Source organism: Cupriavidus phytohabitans (assembly GCF_000426345.1).
GTDB lineage: Bacteria > Pseudomonadota > Gammaproteobacteria > Burkholderiales > Burkholderiaceae > Cupriavidus.
Window position 1 is genome coordinate 72,253 of the sequence record NZ_AUFE01000024.1, and the last position, 23,901, is coordinate 96,153.

Sequence of the window (23,901 nt, forward strand, 5' to 3'; positions counted from 1 at the left end):
TGGCGGCCAGCCAACCCCAAACAGGATCGCGATGAAGCTCTACTACTCCCCAGGTGCATGCTCGATGTCCGTCCACATCGCGCTGCGCGAAGCCGGCCTGCCCGTCACGCTGGCCCGTGTCGACCTCCAGCATCACAAGCTGGCGCAGCCGGAGCACGGCAGCGACGACTACTACGCCATCAACCCGCGCGGCTACGTGCCGCTGCTGCAGCTGGACGACGGCTCACGCCATACCGAAGTGGCGTCGTTGCTGCAGTACATCGCCGATCTGGTGCCGGAACGCAACCTGCTGCCGGCCGCCGGCACGCGCGAACGGCTGGAAGCCACCGGCTGGCTGACGCTGGTTTCCACCGAACTGCACAAGGTGTTCAGCCCGTGGCTGTGGCACAAGGAAACCGCGCCAAGCACGCAGCAGGAATGCAAGGCCAGGCTGCAGGCGCGCTTCGCCGAGCTTGACCGCCACCTGCAAACCCGCCAATACCTGATGGGCGACCGCTACACCGTGGCTGATGCGTACTGCTTCACCATCCTCGGCTGGGCGCGCATGCTGATGGTGCCGCTGAGCGCATACCCGTCGCTGCAGCAATACCTGTCGCGCGTGGCCGCACGGCCCGCGGTGCAGGACGCGATGCGCGCGGAAGGGCTTGTGCGCGACTGAGCTGACGGGGGCAGGACGCTGCTCAGCGCTGCGCGCCGAGCAGCGATTCGATCTTCGCCACCAGTTCCTTGTCGTCCGGCCTGGTGCGGCTGTCATAGCTGGCCACCACCTTGCCGTCGCGGCCGATCAGGTATTTGTAGAAGTTCCACTTGGGCGCGGTGCCGGTCTGCCTGGCCAGCAGCGCGTACATCGGATTGGCGTCGCTGCCGCGCACGTGCGACTTGCCCAGCATCGGGAACTTGACGCCGTAGGTGTTGTAGCAGAAGTCCGCGATCTGCTTCTCCGAGCCCGGCTCCTGCGAGAAATCGTTGGACGGGAATCCAAGCACCACCAGGCCGCGCGCATTGTATTTGGCGTGCAGCGCCTCGAGCCCTTCATATTGCGGCGTGAAGCCGCAATAGCTGGCCGTGTTGACCACCAGCACCACCTTGCCGGCGTACTGGCACAGGTTCTGCGGCGCTTCGTCCTGCAGGCGCGGGAAGGTGAAGTTGAGCGATGCGGGGCAAGTGCCGGCCGGCGCCGTGGCAGCGGGCGCCGCGGGCTTGTCGGCGGCGCGGGCAGGCGAGGGCAGCAGTGCCGACGCGGCAAACGCGACGGCAGCGAAGGCGAGGGGATGGACAGTCAGGGAACGACGGAACATGGCGACGGGCTCCAGGGATCGGCTCGCTGTATCGGGTACGCGTAGTCTACGCCGATGACGTGCCCGCTGCCGCCCGCCGCTTCAGTCCATCGCCAGCGTGGCCGCGTGCTCGGTGACGCTGCCGCGCAACTCCAGGTCCGGCATGCTGCGCACGACCAGCAGCGCCAGCACCGACGCGACCGCACCGACGGCAAAGATCAGGTGGAAACCCGACTCGACGCCGCCAGCCAGCACCTGCCGCACCGCCGGCGACAACTGCGCCAGTGCTTCGCTGCCATGGCGCAGCGCGCCCAGGTCTAGCGCCTGCGTCACGCCCGAAGCCGCCAGCGCATGGCGGAATTCCAGCGTCAGCAGTGTGCCCGCCAGCGCCCCGCCCAGCGCGCTGCCGAGCGAGCGCAGCACCAGCAGCGCGCCAGTGCCGGCGCCGGTATCGCGGCGCTCCAGCACGTTCTGCACGCTCATCAGCGTGGCCACCATGGTGATGCCCAGGCCAACGCCGGCCAGCGTCATCGCCATCAGCACAACAGCCAGCGGCACCGCCGGCGTCACGAGGGCCAGCACGATCAAGCCGAGCGCACCGGCGACATAGCCCGCCGTCAGGATGCCGCGCATGCGGCCCACGCGCGGCGCGACCCAGGCCACGATAAAGTTGCCCGCCACCGTCGCCACCAGGAACGGCATCACCAGCAGGCCGGAGGTCGAGGCATCGGCGCCGCGCACCAGCTGGAAGTGCAGCGGCAGCGCAAAGATGCACAGGAAGATATTGAGCGCCGACAGCGCCGATGCCGCCACGCCCATCACATAGGCGCGGTTGCCGAACAGCCGCGGCGGCAGCATCGGGTCGGCGGCACGGCGCTCCTGCCACGCCAGCAGCGCCACCGCCACGGCCGCGGCGACGAGCAGTGCAGCCAGCTCCGGCGACAGCCAGTCATAGACATCGCCACCCCAGCTCATCGCCAGCAGGAAAGCGACGATGGCCACCGCCAGCAGCAGCGCGCCCAGCCAGTCGACACGCGCGCGACCGCCGCGCGACGGCAGCACCGCCAGGCCGCGATAGCACATCACCATCGCCAGCAGGCCCAGCGGCACGTTGACCCAGAACAGCCAGCGCCACGACATGTGGTCCGACACCCAGCCGCCCACCAGCGGCCCCGCGATCGACGCCACCGCCCACACCGTGGCCAGGTAGCCCTGGTAGCGCCCGCGCTGGCGCGGCGCCACCACGTCGGCGATGGCCGCCTGCGCCAGCGACATCAGCCCGCCTCCGCCCACGCCCTGCAGCGCGCGGAACAGGATCAGCTGCCCCAGCGTCTGCGCCAGCGCGCACGCCACCGAGGCGCCGATGAACAGCGTGATCGCCACCATCAGCAGGCGGCGCCGCCCGAAGCTGTCGGAAAGCTTGCCGTACAGCGGCGTGGTCACCGTCGACACGATCAGGTACGCGGTCACGATCCACGACAGGTGGCCAAACCCGTTCAGGTCATTGGCGATGGCCGGCACCGCCGGGATCACCACGGTCTGGTCCAGCGCCGCCAGCAGGATGCACAGCACGATGCCGCCGATGACACGCATGATGGCGCGATGGTCGTGGACGGGCGTTGGGATGGCTTGGGCGGCGGATGCGGACGACGACATTGCAGACACGGGTACGCGGCAATGTGCCGCGAGGCAAACATAGGAGAAGGGGAATTGGCGGCCGGAAGGTCCGCCAGGAACGGCAGGAAGCCGCAGCGGAGTGACCGTAATTCAGTAACCGCATAATTATATGCGGTAAGCGCATATCGCGCTGAGCGGAGACTACGGGGTGTCGTCAAACCCCTGCGGCTTTCTCCCCTCTCCCGCCCGCGGGAGAAGGGCCGGGGGAGAGGGCCGGCGCGTCAATTCGCCACGGGGCCCATCAATGCCTTAATGCCCACCCCCATGGATGTAATGCTCCAGCTGCTCGATGATGAACTGCTGCTCGGAGATGATGTCCTTCACCAGGTCACCGATCGACAGCATGCCGACCAGCTCATCGTTCTCCATCACCGGCAGGTGGCGCAGTCGGTGCTTGGTCATCAGCGCCATGCATTCGTCGGTGCTCTGGCCGGCGCTGACGTAGATCACCGAGGTGGTCATGATGTCTCGCACCAGCGTCTCGCGCGAGGTGCGCTGCATCAGGATCACCTTGCGCGCATAGTCGCGCTCGCTCAGGATGCCCATGATGGCCCCGTGCTCGATCACCAGCAGGGCCCCGATCCCTTTCTCGGCCATCAGCTGCAGCGCGGCATAGACCGTCGCCGTCGGCGGGATGCTGTAGATGGCCTGAGTCGGCTTGGATTCCAGAACCTGGCGTGCAGTTTTCATCACCAACTCCTCTTCCGTCGAGAAATCATGCGGCTGGCGCTACCTGCCTTGCGGCCAATGGAAACAGAGTAGCAAAGGAATGCGCCGGCTTACAGGGTGACTTACACGAATCTTTGTAAGCAATGTTGTGGTGCAACCACGGCTGCCGGCGCCCCGCTCACTCGGTCATCAGGCGCACCTTAACCTTCTTGCCCTTGACCTTGCCCGCATTGAGCCGCTTCACCGCCTCGCGGCCGATGCTGCGCTCCACCGCGATATAGGTCGACATCTCCAGCACATTGATCTTGCCGATCTGCTCCTTGGTGAAGCCGGCCTCGCCGGTCAGCGCGCCCAGGATGTCGCCGGGGCGGATCTTCTCCTTGCGCCCGCCCAGCATCTGCAGCGTCACCATCGGCGGCAGCAGCCGCTCGTTGCTCGCGGGTGTCAGCTCGGCCAGCGCATGCCATTCGAATTCACCGCCGTGGTGCTGTTCGAGGTTACCCACGCGCCCCATCTCGTCCATGCTGACCAGGCTGAACGCCCAGCCCTCCTGGTCCGCGCGGCCGGTGCGGCCGATGCGGTGCACGTGCACCTCGGGGTCGGGCGTGATCTCGACATTGATCACCGCTTCCAGCTGCGCGATATCGAGCCCGCGCGCGGCCACGTCGGTGGCAACCAGCACCGAGCAGCTGCGGTTGGCAAACTGCACCAGCACCTGGTCGCGATCGCGCTGCTCCAGGTCGCCATGCAGGGCCAGCGCCTGGTAGCCCTGCGCGCGCAGCAGCTCCACCAGTTCGCGGCAGCGCGCCTTGGTATTGCAGAACGCCAGCGTGCTGGCCGGGCGGAAATGGTCGAGCAGCCGCCCCACCGCGCCCAGGCGCTCGCCTTCCTCCACTTCATAGAAGCGCTGGCGGATGGTGGCGTTGTCATGCGTCGCTTCCAGCTTCAGCGACTGCGGCTTGCGCAGGAATTTGTGGGCAAGCTTGTCGATGCCTTCGGGATACGTTGCCGAGAACAGCAGCGTCTGGCGCTCCTTCGGGCAACGGCTGGCGATGTAGGCGATATCGTCGAAAAAACCCATGTCGAGCATGCGGTCGGCTTCGTCGAGCACCAGCGTGTTGATCGCCGCCAGGTCCAGGCTGCCGCGATCGATATGATCGAGGATGCGGCCCGGCGTGCCCACCACGATATGCGCGCCATGAATAAGACTGTCCACCTGCGGGCGCATCGGCGAGCCGCCGCACAACGACAGCACCTTGATGTTTTCTTCGGCGCGCGCGAGGCGGCGGATTTCCTGCGTGACCTGGTCGGCCAGTTCGCGCGTCGGGCACAGCACCATGGCCTGCACGTCGAAGCGGCGCGGATCGAGCCGGTTCAGCAGCGCCAGCGCGAACGCCGCGGTCTTGCCGCTGCCGGTCTTGGCCTGCGCGACCAGGTCCTGGCCGGCCAGCGTGATTGGCAGGCTGGCCGCCTGGATCGGCGTCATTTCGTCATAGCCGAGCTGCGCCAGCGTGGCGAGCATGGCGGGCGACAGCGGGAGCGTGGAAAAAGCGGGGCCGGCTTGCGGCTGGGCGGGGGTCGAGTTCATGCGGGATTATAGCGATCCGGCGTCAGGCATCCGCATCGGCGGGCGGCGTCCAGCCAAGCCGCTCCAGCAACGCCTGCGCGGCGGCCGGCGCGCGTTCCTTGGCGCCGTTGATGAAGAAGACAAAGACCTCGCGCTTGCGTGCGGCCGGCTTGCGGTCTTCGAGCACCGGCAGGTCGGCCGGCTGCGCGCCCTGCGCCCATGACTGCGCGCGTTCGGCCCATTCGTCGAGCGCCTTGGGACCATAGCCGGTCTTCAGCTTCTCGCTGCTTTCCATCAGGCGCGCGTAGACAAAATCCGCGGTCAGGTCCGCCATCGACGGGAATTTCGGCGAATCGGTGAACACCGTGGCGGCCTTGTACTTGCGTGCGAGCTTCAGGTAGTCCGGCGACATGAAGCTGTCATGCCGCACCTCCAGCACGTGACGCAGTTTCACGCCTTCGACGGACGCCGGCAGCAATTGCAGGAAACCCTCGAAATCCTCCGCATCGAACTGCTTGGTCGGCGCGAACTGCCATACCAGTGGACCGAGCTTGGAGCCCAGTTCGGCAATGCCGCTGTCGATAAAGCGTTCGATCGATTCGGCCGATTCCGCCAGCACGCGCCGATTGGTGGCAAAGCGCGACGCCTTCACCGCGAACACGAAATTGTCCGGTGTTTCATCACGCCACTTGATAAACGACGAACGCTTCTGCGTGCCGTGATAAGTGCTGTTGATTTCGATCGCGCTGAGGTGCCGGCTGGCGTAGGCCAGTTCGCGCGATTGCGGCATCCTGGCCGGATAGAAGTTGTCGCGCCAGGGTGCGAAATTCCAGCCGCCGATGCCGACCCGGAACAGGCCGCCGGCCTTGCGCCGCGCCGCTGGCGCCGCTGTGGGCGCAGACGCAGGCTTTGGTGACGGCTCAGGTGCGGACTTGGCCGCGGTGCGTGCTGCCATGGCGCGAACTCCCCGGACGCGAGAACCCAAGTCTAGCGGGAAACCGCGGCCAGCGGGGCGCCATGCCGGACCGGGCAGGGCACCAGAAACGAAGAAGCCGGAAGCAGGCTTGCGCCCGCTTCCGGCTGGTCCCCCGCTAAACGACCGCTAACCCGGTCCGCTCAGAACGACAGGTTCTGGATCACATCGGCGGTATTGACATCGACCTGTTGCGACACCACCGCACCGCTGTTGCTGGTGGCCTGCACGCTGTACTTGCCGCCCGCGGCGCCGTCAGGCTGCAGCGGGATCGGCAGCGAAGCCTGGTAGGTGCCGATCACGGGCGCGGCCACCGGCAGCGCCGGCTCGGTCGCGAACAGGCTGTAGGCACCGGTATCGGTGGCCGCGGCGGTCGCCGCGATCTCGAAGGTGCCGCCATTGACCAGTTGCAGCGCGCGCAGCGTCGCTTCGGCCGAAGCCGGCGTAACCGTGCCGGAGACGCGGCGGTACGCGGAAGTCGGCAACGTCATCGGCGATGCCGAATTCGAGATCGCCGTGCTGCCGCCAGCCACCACCGGCACGCTACGCACGATGCCCGTGCCGCGGCCATTGGCGGCGCCCGGCACCACCACCACGTCGACCGCGCCGGCGGTGCTGCTCTGCTCGATCGGCGACAGCGTGAAGTTGCCGTTGGCATCGGCCACCGTGGCCTTCACCACCACGCCGTTGCGCTCGGCATAGACGCGCGCGCCAGGGGCAGAGGCCACCACGCCGGTGACCGCGCCGCTGACCACCGTCGGGATCGCCGTCACCACCGGCTTCAGGCCATAGGTGCCGTTACCGCGCGTGACCACCGACTTGCAGGCGTCGAAGTCCAGCACCAGGTCGGTCAGCGTGCCGGACGCGACCGTGAACGGACGGTTGATCTTGATGCCGGACTGCACCGCGCTCGGCGTGTCCAGCGACTGCTCGGTGCCGCCGGTAGGCACCACCGAGTTGGCCAGCGCGCCCGAACCGCCCCCGCGGTTCGCATCGAGCACCAGCCGTACCTGTTGATAGTTGCCGGCCGGCAGCACGGTCTGGCCCAGCGTGGTCAGCACGCCGTTGGTCAGCGACAGCAGGTCGATCTTGCGTGCGGGCACCACATCGATATCGACCCAGCCGCCGGCGCCCGGATCGGCGTTGGCGCTGCTGTGCACGCGCACCTTGTTGACGGTCACAAAGACATTGTCATAGCCGCAGGCGGGCGCATCGGTCATCGAGACCTTCAGCGTTCCCTGGCCACCGGAATCATCTCCACCGCCGCCGCCGCAGGCTGCCAGCGCGAGCGCGCCGCTCAGCGCCAGGATGCGCAGCGGCGTGGATGTATGAGAAAGGTTCAGCACGGCGTCTCTCCGCTTGTTGTTGTGGGGTTGACCGGAGAATATGTTGCGAAACGCATAACCGGTGTAAGCCTTTGTAAAGCGTTGTAAAGAAGCTTCGCCTTCAACACCCTGACAGCCATGCCTTCAACACCCTGACGACGCTCCGATCACACAGCAAACTGGCAGGTTGCGTCGTCAACTTCGGCGAATTCCCGAACATCTCGCGTTCCGCTCTCAAGTCGGCAAGGGGCGCACCCGTATACAGCGGGGTGGAAATCCCACGAGACAACTGCCCCCCACGATTCCCTACAAAGGAACTCCCCAGATGTTCACTACTCTCCGCGCCCGGATCATGGCCCTGTGCGTGGCCATTGTCGTGGCCGCGCTCGCCATCAATACCGCGCTGAACCAGTTAGTCGCCAGCCGCTATAACGAAGACGCCATCGATAGCAGCCTGGCCGCCGTGCAGAGCGGGCATAGCAGCGCCATCGCCGAGTGGGTGGCGTCGCACAGCCAGATGATCGATTCGCTGCAGGACGCCGCGCTGCAGCCCGAACCCGACGCTGCGCTCAGGCAGATCGCCGACGCCGGCCGCTTTGCCAATGTCTACGTGGGCTATGCCGACAAGACTGCCAAATTTTCCAAGCCGGAAGGCATCCCGCCCGACTACGATCCCACCGGCCGTCCGTGGTACAAGCAGGCCGCCGCGGCAGGCAAGCCGGTGGTCACGCCGCCCTATGTCGATGCCGGCACCGGCAAGCTGGTGGTGGCGTTCGCCGTGCCGGTGATCCGCGACGGCGGCGTCAAGGCCGTGGTCTCGGGCGACGTCGCCATGGACACCGTGATCGCCAACGTCAAGGCGATCCATCCCACGCCGGCGAGCTTCGGCATGCTGGTCGCCAAATCCGGCGAAATCGTCGCGCATACCGACGGCAAGCTGACACTCAAGCCCGTCACCGATCTCGTTCCCGCGCTGACCGCCGACAAGCTCGGCGCGCTCGCCGGCGCGAAGCCCCCGCTGCAGGTCGACATCGGCGGCAGCGCCAAGCTGCTCGGCGCGCGCGCCATCCCCGGCACCGACTGGATGCTCATCGTCGCGCTCGACCAGGCCGAGGCCACGGCCGGCATGCGCTCGGTGCTGATCGCCTCGGTGATCGCGCTGGTTCTGATCGCGGGCGTTGCCGCCATCGTGGTATGGGGCGTGGCGACCATGTCGCTGCGCGGCCTCGGCACCGTGCGCGACGCCATGGACGCCATCGGCTCCGGCGACGGCGACCTGACCCAGCGCCTGCCCGCGCACGGGAACGACGAAGTCGCCCAGATCGCGCGCGCCTTCAATACCTTTGCCGACAAGCTCTGCATCACCATGCGCCAGATCCGCGACGCCAGCGAATCCGTGCGCGCCGCGTCCGACGAGATCGCCGCCGGCAATATCGACCTGTCGCGCCGTACCGAATCCGCCGCCGCCAGCCTGGAACAGACTGCGGCGTCGATGGAAGAGATCACCGCCACCGTCAGCCAGTCGGCCAACTCGGCGCAGCATGCCAACGCGTCGGTCAGCGCCGCCTCGCGCGTGGCCGCCGATGGCGGCGTGGTAATCGGCGAAGTCATCGCCACCATGGGGCAGATCGAGAATGCCTCGGTCAAGGTCTCCGACATCATCGGCGTGATCGAAGGCATCGCCTTCCAGACCAACATCCTGGCGCTGAACGCCGCGGTGGAAGCGGCGCGTGCCGGCGACCAGGGTCGGGGCTTTGCCGTGGTGGCCGGCGAAGTGCGCGCGCTGGCCCAGCGCAGTGCGCAGGCGGCCAAGGAGATCAAGACGCTGATCGAATCCACGGTGGGCAGCGTCACCTCCGGCTCGGGGCAGGTCCGGCGCGCCGGCGAGACGATGGACGAGATCGTCGGCAATGTGTCGAAGGTGACCGGAATTATTAATGAGATCACTCACGCTGCGATGGAACAGACACACGGCATTCAAGAGGTGAATAAGGCGGTCAGCCAGCTCGACGAAATGGTCCAGCAGAACGCGGCGCTGGTTGAGCAGTCGACCGCGGCGGCCGCGGCGTTGCAAACGCAGGCAGGAAGCCTGGCGGGGGCGGTAGGTCAGTTCAGGCTGGGATAAGGGAACACCAAAGCCATGTCACACGATCCACGCATCACATCGCGCCTGGTATCGCTGGCGTAAAATCCGGGGCTCACCCTGCCAACCTGCCAGCGCACTGCCGAAGCGCCTGGCTTGTCCCTGTGAGCCTCGATTTCGACACCCTTGAGCGCCTGCGCCAGAGCCATCCCGCCTGGCGCCTGCTGCGCTCCGACCATGCCAGCCTTGTCGCGGCGTTTCTCCATCGTGCATTCGTCGAACCCAATCGTCGTTCGATCGGGCAATCCGATCTCGCCGAAGCGCTCGAGGACGAGTTGTTTGCCCTGCGCGAACGACTTGGCCAGGATGCCTTTCCCAAAGCCGCACTCGATTACCTGAACGACTGGGCCGCCAACGAGAGGGGTTGGCTGCGCAAGTTCTACCGGCAGGGCTCGGACGAGCCGCAGTTCGACCTGACGCCGGCCACCGAAAAGGCGATCGCCTGGCTCGGCACGCTGGCCGAACGCAGCTTCGTCGGCACGGAGTCGCGCCTGCTGACGCTGTTCGACCTGCTCAAGCAGATGCAAGAAGGCACGCAGACCGACCCGCAGGCGCGCATGGCGGAACTGCACCGGCGACGCGACGAGCTGGATGCGGAAATCGCGCGCGTGGCAGGCGGCGACCTGTCACTGCTGGACGACACCGCGCTGAAAGACCGCTTCCAGCAGTTCGTCTCGCTGGCGCGCGAACTGCTGACAGACTTCCGCGAAGTGGAAGACAATTTCCGCTCGCTGGACCGCCGCGTGCGCGAGCGCATTGCGCTGTGGGAAGGCTCAAGGGGCGCACTGCTCGAAGAGATCATGGGCGAGCGCGATGCCATCGCCGATTCCGACCAGGGCCGCAGTTTCCGCGCCTTTTGGGATTTCCTGATGAGCAGCCGCCGCCAGGAAGAACTTTCGTCCCTGCTCGAACATGTGCTGGCACTGCCGCCGGTATCGGAACTCAAGCCCGACACGCGCCTGCGCCGCGTGCATTACGATTGGCTGGAGGCCGGCGAGCATACCCAGCGCACCGTGGCCCAGCTCTCGCAACAACTGCGGCGCTTCCTCGACGACAAGGCCTGGCTGGAGAACCGCCGCATCATGGATATCCTGCGCGGCATCGAGGCCCGCGCGCTGGCCGTGCGCGACGCGCCGCCGCCTGGTGTTGTGATGGCGGTAGACGATACCGCCGCCGATATCGAACTGCCGATGGAGCGGCCGTTGTTCGTGCCGGCCCTGAAGCCGCGCATTGCCGAGCGCGACATCGAAGCCGGCGACGCCGAGGTCGATGCGGAAGCCTTGTTCTCGCAAGTCGTGATCGACAAGGCAGAACTGGCCGGACACGTACGCCACGCGCTGCAAAGCCGCACACAGGTCACGCTGCAGGCGCTGTGCGACATGCGCCCGCTCCAGCATGGCCTGGCTGAACTGGTCGCCTACCTGCAGCTCTCGGGCGACACCTTCCGCACCGTGGTGGATGAAGACGCGACCGACACCGTCAGCTGGACGGTGCAGAGCCCGGAGGCGGGCACCGTGGTCAGGCAGGCCAGCCTGCCCAGGGTAATTTTTGTCCGATGAACATGACACCAGACCAGAATGAAATTGCCGCAGCCGGCTCGTCTTCGGCGCCGCCTGACCTTGCCCTGTCGGCGCTGGTGGTGCCGCTGCTGAAGGGCGTCCTTTACCGCGACGCCGATGCCGCGGCGTGGCATGCGCTGCTCAACCTGCAGCCGACGGTGCGCGACTACGTTGCGGTGCTCGGGCTGGAACTGGTGCTCGATGAGGCCGAAGGCTACGCCTTCCTGCGCTCGCAGCCGGACAGCGACGACGACAGCACAGGGCGCCCGCCACGGCTGATCGCGCGCAGGCAGCTGTCGTTCCCGGTGAGCCTGACGCTGGCCCTGTTGCGCAAAAAGCTCGCCGAGTTCGACGCCACCGGCGGCGATACGCGGCTGGTCCTGACGCTCGATGAAATCGCCGAACTGCTGCGCGTGTTCCTGCCGGCCGGGACAAACGAAGTCAAGCTGATCGACCAGATCGAACTGCATGTGAACAAGATCGTTGAGCTGGGCTTCCTGCGCCGGCTGAAGACGGACCCCGGCGCGCGCGCGGGCAACCGGACCGGCTTTGAAGTACGCCGCATCCTGAAGGCCTTTATCGACGCGCAATGGCTGTCTGAATTCGATTCCCGCCTGGCGGCCTACCAGATCCAGCTGAGCGGCCAGGCAGGCGCGCCCAATGGAGGGCTGTCCGATGCATGAGCCGCAAAACCTGAGCCTGGACTTCACCGACGACGACACGCTGTCCGGCTTTCGCCTGTCGCGGCTGGAGGTCTTCAACTGGGGCACGTTCGACAAGCGCGTCTGGATCATCCGCCCGGAAGGCAGGAACGGCCTGCTGACCGGCGACATTGGTTCAGGCAAGTCAACGCTGGTCGACGCCGTGACCACGCTGCTGGTGCCCGCCCAGCGCATCGCCTACAACAAGGCCGCCGGCGCCGAAAGCCGCGAGCGCACCCTGCGCAGCTATGTCCTCGGGCACTACAAGTCCGAGCGCAACGAAGTCACCGGCACCGCGCGCCCCGTGGCGCTGCGCGACCAGAACAGCTACTCCGTCATCCTCGGCGTCTTCCACAACGCCGGGTACGACCAGACTGTGACGCTGGCGCAAGTGTTCTGGATGAAGGAAGCCCATGGGCAGCCGGCACGCTTCTATGTCGGCGCGGAACAGGAACTGTCCATTGCCAGCGACTTTGCCCACTTCGGTACGGATATCGCCGCGCTGCGCAAGAAGCTGCGCGGGCTGACGGCCGAGGTGTTTGACGCATTCAATCCCTATGGCGCCTGGTTCCGCCGGCGCTTCGGCATCGAGAACGATCAGGCGCTGGAGCTGTTCCACCAGACCGTGTCGATGAAGTCCGTCGGCAACCTGACCGATTTCGTGCGCAGCCACATGCTGGAGCCGTTCGACGTCGCGCCGCGCATCGAAGCCTTGCTGGGACACTTCGACGACCTGGATCGCGCGCATGAGGCGGTCCTCAAGGCCAAGCGGCAAGAGGCGATGCTGACGCCGCTGGTCGCCGATTGCGAGCGCCATGCCGAACGGGTCGCAGCCTCCGAGCAGCTGCGTGCCTGCCGCGAGGCGCTGCGCCCCTATTTTGCAAAGCTCAAGCTGGCGCTGCTCGACAAGCGCATTGCCGGCCAGACCGAGGAATGGGAGCGCGAAGACTGCCACGTGCGCCGCCTGCAGGAGCGCCGCGACACCCAGCGCAACGACGAGGCAGAACTGCGCCGCAATATCGCCGAGAACGGCGGCGACCGCCTCGGCCGGCTCGCCGAAGACATCCGCGTGCAGACCGACGAGAGCGCCAGGCGCCGGCACAGGGCGGAGCGCTACGGCGAGCTGGTCCGCGCGGTCGGCGAGACGCCGGCGGAAGACGAGCCGGCCTTCCTTGCCATGAAGGCGCGCTTTGCCGCGCTTGCCGACACGGCAAAGTCCCGCCAAGCCGCGTTGGAGAACGACCTGACCGAACACAACGTCGCGTTCCGCCAGGACAAGTTGGATCATGACGCGCTGAGCGAAGAAATCCGCAGCCTGAAAGCGCGCCGCAGCAATATCCCGGCGGCGCAGATCGCGATGCGCAGCGCCATGTGCGAGGCGCTGTCGCTGTCCGAAGACGACATGCCCTTCGCCGGCGAACTGCTGCAGGTACGTGACGATGAGCGCGACTGGGAAGGCGCGGCCGAGCGCCTGCTGCACAACTTCGGCTTGTCGCTGCTGGTGCCCGATGCGCGCTATCCGGAGGTATCGGCATGGGTGGACCGGACGCATCTGAAAGGCCGCCTGGTCTATTTCCGCGTGCGCGAAGGCGCCAGGACGGACAGCGCGGCGCTGCACCGCGACTCGCTCGCGCGCAAGCTCGCCATCAAGCCGGACTCGCCCTTCTACGGCTGGCTGGAACGGGAAGTCGCCGCGCGCTTCGACGTTGCCTGCTGCGCCACGCACGAGCAATTCCGCCGCGAAACCCGCGCCGTCACGCGCGCGGGACAGGTCAAGATGCCGGGCGAGCGCCATGAGAAGGACGACCGGCACCGCCTGGACGATCGCAGCCGCTACGTGCTGGGCTGGAGCAATGCCGCCAAGATTGCAGCGCTGGAAGCGGATGCGCGCGCGCTGGAAACCCGGCTGGCAAAGCTGGCCGCGCTGATGTCCGCGCTGATGAAGGAGCGCGACGCCCTCAGGGACCAGCTTACCGCCCTGTCCCAGCTCGATATTTTTGCCGACTTCGAAGAGCTTGACTGGCAGGCCCCGGCACGCGAAGCCGCGCGGCTGGCCGAAGAGAAGCGTCAGCTGGAATCCGCATCGGATGTGCTGAGGCAACTGACGGACCGGCTGGGCGAGGTCCAGGCCGCGCTGCAAGACACTGAAAGGCAGCTGGACGAGCACCGCGACAAGCGCTCCAAGGCAGAGGGCCGCAAGAGCGACGCCCTGGCATTGCGCGACGAAACCCAGGCAACGCTGGACGCCTGCGCCGACCTGGCGCAAGCCGTGCCGGGCGGCACCATCGATGTGCTGCGCGCGGAGATACTGGGCGAGCACACGCTGACCGTGGAAGCATGCGACGGCCGCGAGCGCGATATGCGCACCGCGCTCCAGGAACGCCTCGACGCCGAAGCCAAGCGGATAGCGCGCCTCAGCGAGAACATCGTGAAAGCGATGTCCGCCTACAAGGATGCATTCAAGCTGGAAACCAGCGAGGTTGATGCCAGCGTCTCGGCTGGCTTTGAATACCGCGGCATGCTCGACAAGCTGCGCGCCGACGATCTGCCCCGCTTCGAGTCCCGCTTCAAGGAACTGCTGAACGTCAACACCATCAACGAGATCGCCAACTTCAACGCGCAACTCGGCAAGGAACAGCAGACCATCCGCGAACGCGTGGAGCGCATCAACGAGTCCCTGACGCAGATCGACTACAACACCGGGCGCTACATCCGGTTGGAAGCACAGGTAACGCCCGATGCAGAAATCCGCGACTTCCAGTCCGAGTTGCGCGCCTGTACCGAAGGCGTGCTGACCGGCTCCGAGGACAGCCAGTACTCCGAAGCCAAGTTCCTGCAGGTCAAGCGCATCATCGAACGTTTTCGCGGCCGCACCGGCCTGACCGAACAGGACCGGCGCTGGACCGCCAAGGTGACCGACGTGCGCAACTGGTTCGTCTTCGGCGCGAGCGAACGCTGGCGTGAAGACAACGCCGAGCATGAACACTACTCCGACTCCGGCGGCAAGTCAGGCGGCCAGAAAGAAAAGCTTGCCTACACCATCCTGGCCGCCAGCCTGGCCTATCAGTTCGGGCTTGAATGGGGCGCGGTGCGTTCGCGCTCGTTCCGCTTTGTCGTGATCGATGAAGCCTTCGGGCGCGGCTCGGACGAGTCGGCGCAATATGGCTTGCGGCTGTTCGCGAAGCTCAATCTGCAACTGTTGATTGTGACGCCGCTGCAGAAAATCCACATCATCGAACCTTACGTATCCAGCGTCGCATTCGTGCAAAACGACGAAGGGCGCGCCTCCAAGGTGCGCAACCTGACGATTGACGAGTACCGCGCCGAGAAAGCCAGGATGACCGCATGAACTGGAGCCGTCCCGCCGACGTGCGCATCCAGGTGCAGCGGCTCTGGGACAAGGGCGACATCCTGCGCGCGCTGCTCGGCCCGGGACCGCAGGAGGCGCTGTTCCCAAGGCGGCTGACGTTGCGCGCACCGTCCTCAGGCGAACTGACGGAGCGCTTCGAGGCAGCGCGCGCCTGGATTGGCGAATTACGGCAACTGCCGCATTGCCGGCTGGAAATGCGCGAATTCCGGCATCGCACGTTTGGTGCCAATGCCATGCCGTGTGCGGCGTGGGTCGATACGCTGGACGATGCCGTCGCACTCCTGGGCAAGCGCCGCGAGGTCGAGCGCTTTAGCGCCATTGCCGCGACCACGCGCGCGACGCAGCCGCTGGAACTCCACGACGCGTGGGACAGGCTGCTTGCCATCGTCGGCTGGCTGCAGCAGCGCCCGAGACCTGGCGTATATCTGCGCCAGGTCGATCTGCCGGGCGTGCATACCAAATTCATCGAGGCGCATCGCGGCGTGCTGGCCGAGCTGCTCGACCTGTCGCTGCCGCCAGGCGCCATCGCTTCGGAGTACTCCGGCATCCACCAGTTCTCCGCGCGCTATGGCTTTCTCGACAAGCCGCTGCGCATTCGATTCCGCATCCTCGACCGCAACAACCGCACGCTGCCTGGCAACGCACCAACACATGATGTCACGCTGGATGCTGACAGCTTTGCGGCGCTGGCGCCCGGCGTCTCGCGCGTGTTCATCACCGAGAACGAGATAAATTTTCTGGCGTTCCCGGAGGTCACCGACAGCCTGGTGATCTTTGGTGCGGGCTATGGCTTCAGCCTCCTCGCCGGCGCGCGCTGGCTGTCGGATTGCCGGCTTTACTACTGGGGCGACATCGACACCCACGGCTTTGCCATGCTCAGCCAGCTGCGCGGCGTGTTCGGGCACGCCGAATCGCTGCTGATGGACCGCGAGACGTTGATAGCGTTCGAGGCGCAATGGGGCGTGGAGGATAGTCAGATGTTGCGGGATCTGCCCGGGCTGAACGCCGCCGAGCGGGCGCTCTATGACGACTTGCGGGACAACCGCATCCGCAAAAACCTGAGGCTGGAACAAGAGCGTATTGGGTTCGAGTGGGTTCGCGCCGCTGTGTGGAATATCGTGCGCGACTGAGAACCGCCCGTGTTCTCCCCTATGGAGGGCAGAGGACCGGCGCTTCCCATGGCGACGCCCTTCACTTCATGGCACGGCCAGCTTCTTCCTGCCCCCAATCGCCCCCGATGCCGGCCCGCCCGGATCCGCCGGAACGTCGGGCATTCCATATGGCTCAGCGCCGGACACACGGCCGCGTACCGCAGTCAGTCCCGCATCGCCGTGAGCTTGCGGATCGTGCGGTCCAGTTCATTGGCCTTGGCTGCGCGCAACTTCCTATCGACCTGCGACCCGCCCCCCCCGGTGAGAACATCTTGGCGATGTCATCCAGCGAGAACCCCGCCGCCCGCCCCAGCGAGCGCCAGCCGCTCGAGTACTCCGGCTGCGTACACGCGTCACATGCCACGCCGACCGATCGGGGCGAGCAGGCCCTTTTCCTCATAGGAGGGTAGCCTCGACGCAGGTATACTCGCGCGCTACGCCAAGGCGATATCCAGGCTTTTCACCGCTTAACCCTGTGCGCGGCAAGCCCCGCCGTTCAGGGCGGGTAAGGATAGCGCGGACGGCGTAGCCGTCCTTGGGCTTGAATGTTGCGTCTGTTGCTGTTCGATGTATTGGCGCACGATGGAGCTCGGAGCGCCGCCGCAGGATGAGACGAAGTAAGACGGCGACCAGAGGACGCCCAGTAGCGGTTTTGGATGTCGGGCCGTTCCTTGCGCAGCAGGCAGCTGGACATGCCTTTGAGGTATTGTTGAGCCATGCAACGACTTCAAGCCTTCAAGTACGAGTTGATGCCCACCAGCGAGCAGCAGCGCAACATGCGCCGCTTCGCCGGATCGTGCCGGTTCGCGTTCAATAAGGCGCTGGCGTTGCAGAAGGAACGCCATGAGCAGGGCGAGAAGAAGCTCGGCTACGCCGGCCTGTGCAAGCTGCTCACCCAGTGGCGCAACAGCACAGACACCGCCTGGCTGGCCGATGCGCCCACTCATCCGCTGCAACAGACTCTCAAGGATTTGGAGCGGGCTTACGCGCACTTCTTCGCCAGGCGGGCCAGCTTCCCACGCTTTAAGAAGAAGGGCCAAAGCGACAGCTTCCGCTATCCCGACCCGAAGCAGATCAAGCAGGATCAGGCCAACAGCCGCCTGTTCCTCCCGAAGCTCGGCTGGCTGCGCTACCGCAACAGCCGTGAGACGCTCGGCACGGTGAAAAACGTCACCGTGAGCCTGTCGGGCGGCAGGTGGTTTGTGTCGATCCAGACCGAGCGAGAGGTCGAGCAGCACGTCCCCAACGGCGGCGCGGTTGGCATCGACATGGGCGTGGCGCGGTTCGCTACGCTCTCGGACGGCACGTTCTACGCGCCGCTCAACAGCGTCAAGCGGCATGAAACCGCGCTGCGCAAGGCCCAGCAGGCGATGAGCCGCAAAAAAAAGTTCAGCAAAAACTGGAACAAGGCGAAAGCCCGCGTTCAGCACATTCATTCCCGGATCGGCAACGCCCGCCGCGACTACCTGCACAAGACCACGACCGCGATCAGCCAAAACCACGCGATGGTGTGTATCGAGGACTTGCAGGTGCGGAATATGTCCAATTCGGCCGCAGGCACGGCGGAGGCGCCGGGAAGAAACGTGCGGGCCAAGTCTGGCCTGAACAAGGCCATCCTCGATCAAGGCTGGTCCGAGTTCCGCCGCCAGCTGGACTACAAGCTGGCGTGGAACGGCGGCTATCTCATTGCCGTGTCGCCGAAGAATACAAGCCGCACCTGCCCGTGCTGTGGCCACATATCGGCACACAACAGGCAGACCCAAGCTTGGTTCGAGTGTGTGGAATGCGGCTTCGAGGAAAACGCCGATGTGGTTGGCGCAATCAATGTTCTAAGGGCGGGACACGCCCGGTTAGCCTGTGAAGTGAGCGATGCAGTCGGGTCGCCAGCAGCAGGAACCCACCGAAGCGACTCAGGGGCGGTTTAATGCCGCGCCTGAGCGCCGTAGGGATCGCCGGACTTCAGGCCGGCGAGGATGTCAACTCAAGTTGGCTTGAACACACAGTGTAGCTTCAATACCATGAAGGCGAGCAAGGAGAGGCAACCATGGGTGACAAGCAAGCAGAGCGCAGCAATGGCGGCGACCAGGCCGCGTTGTGGAACGGCCCGACCGGCCAGGCCTGGGTCGCGCAGCAGGCGCTGCTCGACCGGATGCTCCAGCCGCTGGAAGCGCTGCTGGTCGGCGCGGTCGATGCCGGCACGGCGCAGCATGTGCTCGACGTGGGATGCGGCGCGGGCGCGACGACGCTGGCGCTGGCGCGGCTGCTCGGGGCGCGCGGGCATTGCACGGGAATCGACATCTCCGGCCCGCTGGTGGACGTTGCGCGGTCGCGCGCGCAACGGGAAGGCGTTCAGGCGGCCTTTGTCCATTCGGATGCGCAAACCCATGCCTTCGCGCCGGGCAGCTTCGACGCCATCGTGTCGCGCCTTGGCGTGATGTTCTTCACCGACCCGGTCGCCGCCTTTGCCAACCTGCGACGTGCCGGGAAGCCGGGTGCCGCGTTGCACTGCCTCGCCTGGCGCAGCGCCGCGGACAACCCCTTCATGACCACCGCCGAGCGCGCCGCGGCGCCACTGTTGCCGAACCTGCTGCCACGGCAACCCGGTGCCCCCGGCCAGTTCGCGTTCGGCGGTCGCCGGTTCGTGCGGTCCATCCTCGAAGGCAGCGGCTGGACCGCCATCGACATCACGCCGATCGACGTGGCATGCGCGCTTCCAGCGCGCGCGCTGGAAGACTATTTCACGAACCTGGGCCCAGTCGGCCTGGCACTGGGTGATGCAGACGCAGGCACGCGTGCCCGGGTTGTCGAAGTCGTCGGCAACGCCTTCAGGCCCTATGTGCATGGCCAGACTGTGCACTTCACCGCTGCCTGCTGGATGATTACCGCGCGGGTGCCTGCCGGCTCGAAGGCAGGGGAGACAGGCTGTCATGGCTGACGCCAGGGTCCCGGGCTTGCCGCGCTCCACCATGAGGAATGTTTGTGTTCCGTGCGCTAACGTACGGAGCATCTGTTGCACAGGGCGAGAATAGGAACCCTTCGGCGCCATCGCGCACCGCATCCCGCTACCGCGGGGTAATTGCATGGCAAGGCTTCCTGGCCGACTGGCCGCCTACGTCGCACTCAGCCTTCTGCTCGCCACCGGTGCGCAGGCTTCGGATATTGCCTGCCATCATGTGGCGGCTCCGCAGGCGGCCCGCTGCGACGGCCAGCCGGCCACAGCGAACACATGCAGGCATGCGGACAAGCCGCCGAGTGGCGTCGCCCTGATCTGCGACTACACGATGCTCCGCGGCACATATGAGCGCGTCTACGCCGAGCAGTTACAGCTCCTGCGCACCGGGGAAATTGGCCCGGATGAAATCGCCGCATGGCGAAGACTGCGCGATGCCTGCACCTCGGTGCCGTGCCTGGACAGGGTCTTTGCCAACTGGCGTGACTACGCGAGCCAGAAGCCTGTTCCCCCCGCTGCCCAGGCGCTCCCGGTACCCGCCAAAGCCGCGAGCAATGCCAGGAAGACCAAACCGGACGCTGGCATGCAGACGGCGGTGCGTCAGCCTCAGCCTGTCGCGAAGCCGGTGCCGCGGGAGAAACAGCAGGAGAGGCAGCAGGAGAAGCCGCAGGAAAAGCAGCGGGACACCCAGCCCGCCACGGCGCGGCCCGCGTCTCCCGCCGCTTCGCAGCCGTTGGCGGAGGCCGTGTTGCCTGCAGAAGGCCGGGAGCAACCTGTCGCCCCTGTCGTGAAGAGCAGGCCGCTCCCCGATACGGTCCCACCACCTGCGCCGCAGCCTCCGCCTGAGTTCGTGGCCGACAGGAAAATCAACGAGCACCCCATCGCTCCGGCCACGACCGATCGGCCGCTCCCGGATGCCGCCCCTCTGGCCGCGCCGCAGCCTCCGCACCGGGCCGTGACCGAAAGAGAAACCCCAGAGCGCCCCGTCGCCCCGGTAGCGACCAATCAACCGCCTCCCGGCCCTGCCACCCGATGGACCCCCATCTACCCCATAGAGGGATCTTTGCCTGGCAGATGGGAACCACTTGGCGCGCTGGCATGGTTGATCCTGTGCGGCGTGTGCGTGGTCCGGTGGTGCCGGAGGAGACGGGTTGAATGGCTACCGGATGCCGCGCGCCGGCGCGAGCGGGCGCGGACCGCGACGCGGATCGTGCTGGTATCGGCGGGACTGATCGCCGTGAACAGCATCGTACTGTTCTGGATCCTGGCGTAACGCCAGCCGTTGCCTTGCGCTCAGGCCGGGACACCGTCCCATGCCTGCCTGGCTGCCGTCTTCCACCAGCAGGCCAGCAGGCTCGCCAACAGCCGCAAGCCACTGAGCGGATGCATCATGCATTGCCGCACCTGCTCGCTGCGGCTTTCGCCATAGAGGCACCACGTGCAGAAGTGCTCGCAGTTGTTGGTCAGCAGCCGGTAACGGTCTTCGCCCAGGCGCGAGCGCGCGCGCCTGACAGATTCGGCGACACCGTAGCGCGCCATCGGCGTGGCCAGCACGGTGATGCCGCGCCCGGCGGCAAACGCAGCCAGGCCCAGTTCCTCCACCGGGCCGCGCTGCTGACGGTGGCAATAGCCAGCGTAGTGGACCACCTTGCCATCGCCGACGTAGATGCCGTGGTGCGCGTAACCGTGGCGCGGCGTCACAAGGTGCGCGCCGAGCGGCGGCTCGACGTCGGCAGCGAACGGCAATGGCGAGGACAGTGAGGCTTCGGCTGGCAGGTAGCAAGCAGACCGTGCCGTCGCCATCCCTATTGTGTTGCAGAGCCTCATTGCCGTCTCCCCTGTTGCCGGCCGCTAGCGGCGGCCCTGCCCGGTAACTGCATGGGGCATGCCAGTCGCGGCGCGGCTGGGAGCCAGGTGCAGCGGGGAACGCGTGGAGCCTTCGTATGCGGACGCCGGGAGACAAAGCCGGCTGGGGCGCAGGCTGTACGCCACCGCATCCGCAGCATTGGACTTCATGAAATGATCAAGCGCCGGGGAGGCTTTTGATCAAATGAGCAAGGCGCGCAGGAAGCGATCGCAAGGGCAGTGCGCCGCGCTCAATATGCAGTCCGCGGTGCGCCAGTGCCCGGGACACATCGCTGCCGTACCGTGTGCGACCGCACCGAACATCCGCGACAGAGCCGCAGAATAGGAGCCCATCGACGCCCCGTTTGCGCCGCCCCTCCCTCGGCATGCCCCCGGGGCGACAGGATGAAAAGGCTTCCGGCCCGTCTGGCCGCCTGCATCTCGATCAACCTTCTGCTCACCGCCGGTGCGCAGGCGTCGGATATCGCCTGCAAGCACGCGCTGCGTCACCCAGCCGCCCGCTGCGACGATCTGTTCGCCTCAGGAAGCCCATGCAGGGAAAGCCGGCAACCAAGCGCCGCCACCCTGATCTGCGACTACGCGATGCTCTATCGCAATCATGAACGCATTCATGCACAGCAGCAGCGACTGCTGCGCGCCGGCGCAATCGGGCAGGACGAGGTCATCGCATGGCGCCGGCGCCGGGATGCCTGCACGTCGGTGGCATGCCTGGACAGCGTCTTTGCCAGCTGGCGCCCGCACAGGAGCCGCAAGCCGGCTCCGCGCGCCACCGCATCGCAACCCAACGCGCCCGAGGCGCCTGTGCACAACATTGCGAAGAACGAGCCGCAAGCGACGCCAAAGATGGCGCCCAGGCTGACGCGCCCAGGCCGGCCGCAGCCCGCGCCCCCGGACATCGCGCCCCAGCCTCCGCCTGGTTCCGTAGCCGGGTCGGGCGTTCTTGAAGACCCCGTCACACGCGCCGCAATCGATCGTCCGCCCCCGGCTCCCATACCGCTACGTACATCGCCGACTCGCGTGCAGGCATCGCGGCAAACCGGATGGGAATCGCTTGGCACGCTGGCGTGGCTGGGCATGTGCAGCGCGGGTATTTGCTGCTGGTCCCGCCGGACGCGGGGGGAATGGCTGCCGGGCGGACACCGCCTGCGCGAGCGCCTGCGCGACGCGTCGGCCATGGTGCTGACGGTCTGGGGGCTGTCGATGCTGAATGCCGTGCTGTTCCTGTGCATCCTGGTGACAGGAGCATCCGCCTCATGAGGCCAGGCCGCCGTCGCGCAATGCAACGCAGGCCTGGGCTTCCGGCATCAGTTCATCCAACCCGCTGACTCACTCCGGCAACGGGTACTTCCTGGCATTCATCTCCATCTTGGCGCGCACCGCGGCATCAAGGTCGACACCCAGCGCCGTCACCAGTTGCGTCAGGTAGATGGTGATATCGGCCAGCTCCTGCTCCACGTGCTCGCGCTTGTGCGTCGACATGACCTGGCGCGACTCATCCTCGGTCTGCCACTGGAAGATCTCGACCAGCTCGGCCACCTCCACGCTCAGCGCCATCGCCAGGTTCTTGGGGCTGTGGTACTTGCCCCAGTTGCGGGCCTCGCCAAAGGCAAGGGCGGCTTGCTGGAGGTTATGGATGTCGATCAGTGGCATGACGGGATGGCGTTGGGGCTTCATGGCGGGCGGCCCTGCGACGGCGGCGCATCCGACAGCGGGGCGAAGCCGCAATTTAAGCACGTCCACGCCCGCTCGACAGCCCGTCATGCCGGGCTTACGCTACACGGGTGCATCGATCGTCGCAGCGGAGGTCCCCATGCGCCCGACTCCCGGCCTGGCATTCGCCACCCTTGCCGGCACCGTTGCCTACCTGGCCATCGCGATCGCAGGCTGGGGCGGCATCGGCGCCTTCTTCGCGCATCCCGCGCGCGTGGCCCTCACCATCGTGCTGTTTGCACTGGCCGTGGCCGCGCTGTTCTCCGGCGGCAACATCAGCAGCGGCATGCGCGAAGACCGCGGCAACCGCTGGGTCTTGGGCGCGTTCGGCGTGCTGGGGCTGCTCGCGGCTTACCTCCCGGCCTATACCGACCGCATCGGCTTCTGGACGCTGGATGGCGATACCGTGCGCTGGATCGGCGTGGCCCTGTTTGCAGCCGGCGGCGTGCTGCGCTTGTGGCCGGTGTTCGTGCTCGGGCGCCGGTTCAGCGGGTTGGTGGCGATCCAGCCCGGGCATACGCTGGTGACGACCGGCATCTACGGCGTGATCCGGCATCCGAGCTACCTCGGGTTCGTGATCAGTTCGCTGGGATGGGTGCTCGGATTCCGCTCGGGCGTGGGGGTGGTGCTGACGCTGGCGATGGTGCCGGTACTGCTGGCGCGCATCCGGGCGGAGGAAGCGCTGTTGCTCGACCAGTTTGGCGACGAGTACGCGGCGTACCGCGCCAGGACGCGGCGGTTGTTGCCGGGCCTCTATTGATTACCGCGCGCGGAGCCGGCCCACGCCGGAGGCAACCAGCGCTAGACTTTCCCGGTGCGCCGGGCCACAAGCGGGAAAAAGAGGGACAGATTTATTTCTGATCCAGATCTTGAAATAGTCGGACCTGAAAAATTCAGTCTGAGAGCTCAGCGTGACTGAAAGGCGGAGGATTCTGGGCCCTCATCAAACGACTGCGGCATGTG

General features: G+C 66.4%; 19 protein-coding genes and 2 pseudogenes. 11 read left to right on the forward strand and 10 right to left on the reverse strand.

The features are described 5' to 3' along the window. The first annotated feature begins 31 nt into the window (after positions 1 to 31). On the forward strand, positions 32 to 658 hold the full coding sequence (gene gstA / locus K309_RS0118515; RefSeq protein WP_029047814.1) for a glutathione transferase GstA: 627 nt from the start codon (positions 32 to 34) through the stop codon (positions 656 to 658). A gap of 22 nt (positions 659 to 680) precedes the next feature. Here gstA and K309_RS0118520 read toward each other — a convergent pair whose 3' ends face one another. From K309_RS0118520 to K309_RS0118545, 6 genes are all read right to left on the reverse strand, one after another. Then, complete coding sequence (locus K309_RS0118520; RefSeq protein WP_029047815.1) at positions 681 to 1,298, reverse strand: glutathione peroxidase; 618 nt, start codon at positions 1,296 to 1,298, stop codon at positions 681 to 683. Positions 1,299 to 1,379: 81 nt separating this feature from the next. Continuing rightward, a complete protein-coding gene (locus tag K309_RS0118525; protein WP_084402464.1) occupies positions 1,380 to 2,933 on the reverse strand; it encodes an MDR family MFS transporter in 1,554 nt (517 codons plus the stop codon). A gap of 270 nt (positions 2,934 to 3,203) precedes the next feature. Continuing rightward, positions 3,204 to 3,644, reverse strand: coding sequence for a CBS domain-containing protein (locus K309_RS0118530; RefSeq protein WP_029047817.1), 441 nt, complete (start codon positions 3,642 to 3,644; stop codon positions 3,204 to 3,206). Positions 3,645 to 3,801: 157 nt separating this feature from the next. Next, positions 3,802 to 5,211, reverse strand: a complete 1,410-nt coding sequence (dbpA, locus tag K309_RS0118535; protein WP_029047818.1) for an ATP-dependent RNA helicase DbpA — start codon at positions 5,209 to 5,211, stop codon at positions 3,802 to 3,804. Positions 5,212 to 5,233: 22 nt separating this feature from the next. Then, positions 5,234 to 6,145 carry a DUF72 domain-containing protein gene (locus K309_RS0118540; protein ID WP_029047819.1) on the reverse strand — a complete coding sequence of 304 codons (912 nt, stop codon included), beginning with the start codon at positions 6,143 to 6,145 and terminating at the stop codon, positions 5,234 to 5,236. A 161-nt stretch (positions 6,146 to 6,306) separates the two neighbouring features. Continuing rightward, the gene (locus K309_RS0118545; RefSeq protein WP_156914393.1) at positions 6,307 to 7,509 is read right to left on the reverse strand and encodes a DUF4382 domain-containing protein; all 1,203 of its coding nucleotides are present in this window, start codon (positions 7,507 to 7,509) and stop codon (positions 6,307 to 6,309) included. Between the two features lie 304 nt (positions 7,510 to 7,813). Between K309_RS0118545 and K309_RS0118550 the strand changes: the two genes are divergently transcribed. The 5 genes from K309_RS0118550 to K309_RS0118570 all read left to right on the forward strand — a co-directional run bounded on the left by K309_RS0118550 (position 7,814) and on the right by K309_RS0118570 (position 16,391). Then, positions 7,814 to 9,613 carry a methyl-accepting chemotaxis protein gene (locus K309_RS0118550; RefSeq protein WP_029047821.1) on the forward strand — a complete coding sequence of 600 codons (1,800 nt, stop codon included), beginning with the start codon at positions 7,814 to 7,816 and terminating at the stop codon, positions 9,611 to 9,613. 122 nt (positions 9,614 to 9,735) lie between these two features. Then, on the forward strand, positions 9,736 to 11,190 hold the full coding sequence (locus tag K309_RS0118555) for a DUF3375 domain-containing protein (RefSeq protein ID WP_029047822.1): 1,455 nt from the start codon (positions 9,736 to 9,738) through the stop codon (positions 11,188 to 11,190). After that, on the forward strand, positions 11,187 to 11,873 hold the full coding sequence (locus tag K309_RS36775; protein ID WP_369796445.1) for a DUF4194 domain-containing protein: 687 nt from the start codon (positions 11,187 to 11,189) through the stop codon (positions 11,871 to 11,873). Before K309_RS0118555 ends, K309_RS36775 begins: the two co-directional genes overlap by 4 nt. Further along, complete coding sequence (locus K309_RS0118565; protein ID WP_029047823.1) at positions 11,866 to 15,240, forward strand: ATP-binding protein; 3,375 nt, start codon at positions 11,866 to 11,868, stop codon at positions 15,238 to 15,240. Before K309_RS36775 ends, K309_RS0118565 begins: the two co-directional genes overlap by 8 nt. Then, on the forward strand, positions 15,237 to 16,391 hold the full coding sequence (locus tag K309_RS0118570) for a Wadjet anti-phage system protein JetD domain-containing protein (protein WP_029047824.1): 1,155 nt from the start codon (positions 15,237 to 15,239) through the stop codon (positions 16,389 to 16,391). Before K309_RS0118565 ends, K309_RS0118570 begins: the two co-directional genes overlap by 4 nt. A gap of 122 nt (positions 16,392 to 16,513) precedes the next feature. On the opposite strand, the pseudogene K309_RS42970 reads toward K309_RS0118570, so the two are convergent. Both K309_RS42970 and K309_RS40020 read right to left on the reverse strand, forming a co-directional pair. Then, positions 16,514 to 16,837: pseudogene (locus tag K309_RS42970) on the reverse strand (MerR family DNA-binding protein); the annotation flags it as partial. 120 nt (positions 16,838 to 16,957) lie between these two features. Next, a pseudogene (locus K309_RS40020) lies at positions 16,958 to 17,115 on the reverse strand (transposase); the annotation flags it as partial. Positions 17,116 to 17,128: 13 nt separating this feature from the next. Here K309_RS40020 and K309_RS0118580 point away from each other — a divergent pair. The 3 genes from K309_RS0118580 to K309_RS39225 all read left to right on the forward strand — a co-directional run bounded on the left by K309_RS0118580 (position 17,129) and on the right by K309_RS39225 (position 20,635). Continuing rightward, complete coding sequence (locus tag K309_RS0118580; protein ID WP_029047826.1) at positions 17,129 to 18,337, forward strand: RNA-guided endonuclease InsQ/TnpB family protein; 1,209 nt, start codon at positions 17,129 to 17,131, stop codon at positions 18,335 to 18,337. Positions 18,338 to 18,456: 119 nt separating this feature from the next. Beyond that, on the forward strand, positions 18,457 to 19,347 hold the full coding sequence (locus tag K309_RS0118585) for a class I SAM-dependent methyltransferase (RefSeq protein WP_029047827.1): 891 nt from the start codon (positions 18,457 to 18,459) through the stop codon (positions 19,345 to 19,347). A 145-nt stretch (positions 19,348 to 19,492) separates the two neighbouring features. Further along, on the forward strand, positions 19,493 to 20,635 hold the full coding sequence (locus tag K309_RS39225; RefSeq protein WP_051320508.1) for a hypothetical protein: 1,143 nt from the start codon (positions 19,493 to 19,495) through the stop codon (positions 20,633 to 20,635). 20 nt (positions 20,636 to 20,655) lie between these two features. On the opposite strand, the gene K309_RS36785 is transcribed toward K309_RS39225, so the two are convergent. Next, entirely contained in the window at positions 20,656 to 21,189 is a 534-nt protein-coding gene (locus K309_RS36785; RefSeq protein ID WP_232232417.1) for a lecithin retinol acyltransferase family protein, read from the reverse strand. 423 nt (positions 21,190 to 21,612) lie between these two features. On the opposite strand from K309_RS36785, the gene K309_RS36790 reads away from it, so the two are divergent. After that, a complete protein-coding gene (locus K309_RS36790; RefSeq protein WP_035877839.1) occupies positions 21,613 to 22,485 on the forward strand; it encodes a hypothetical protein in 873 nt (290 codons plus the stop codon). A 69-nt stretch (positions 22,486 to 22,554) separates the two neighbouring features. Here the strand turns inward: K309_RS36790 and K309_RS0118605 are convergent, their stop codons facing one another. Continuing rightward, a complete protein-coding gene (locus K309_RS0118605) occupies positions 22,555 to 22,878 on the reverse strand; it encodes a nucleotide pyrophosphohydrolase (protein WP_029047828.1) in 324 nt (107 codons plus the stop codon). A 160-nt stretch (positions 22,879 to 23,038) separates the two neighbouring features. Here K309_RS0118605 and K309_RS0118610 point away from each other — a divergent pair, with 160 nt between their 5' ends. Next, positions 23,039 to 23,698: a methyltransferase family protein gene (locus K309_RS0118610; protein WP_029047829.1), complete on the forward strand. Its 660-nt coding sequence runs from the start codon at positions 23,039 to 23,041 to the stop codon at positions 23,696 to 23,698. Positions 23,699 to 23,901: the final 203 nt, after the last annotated feature.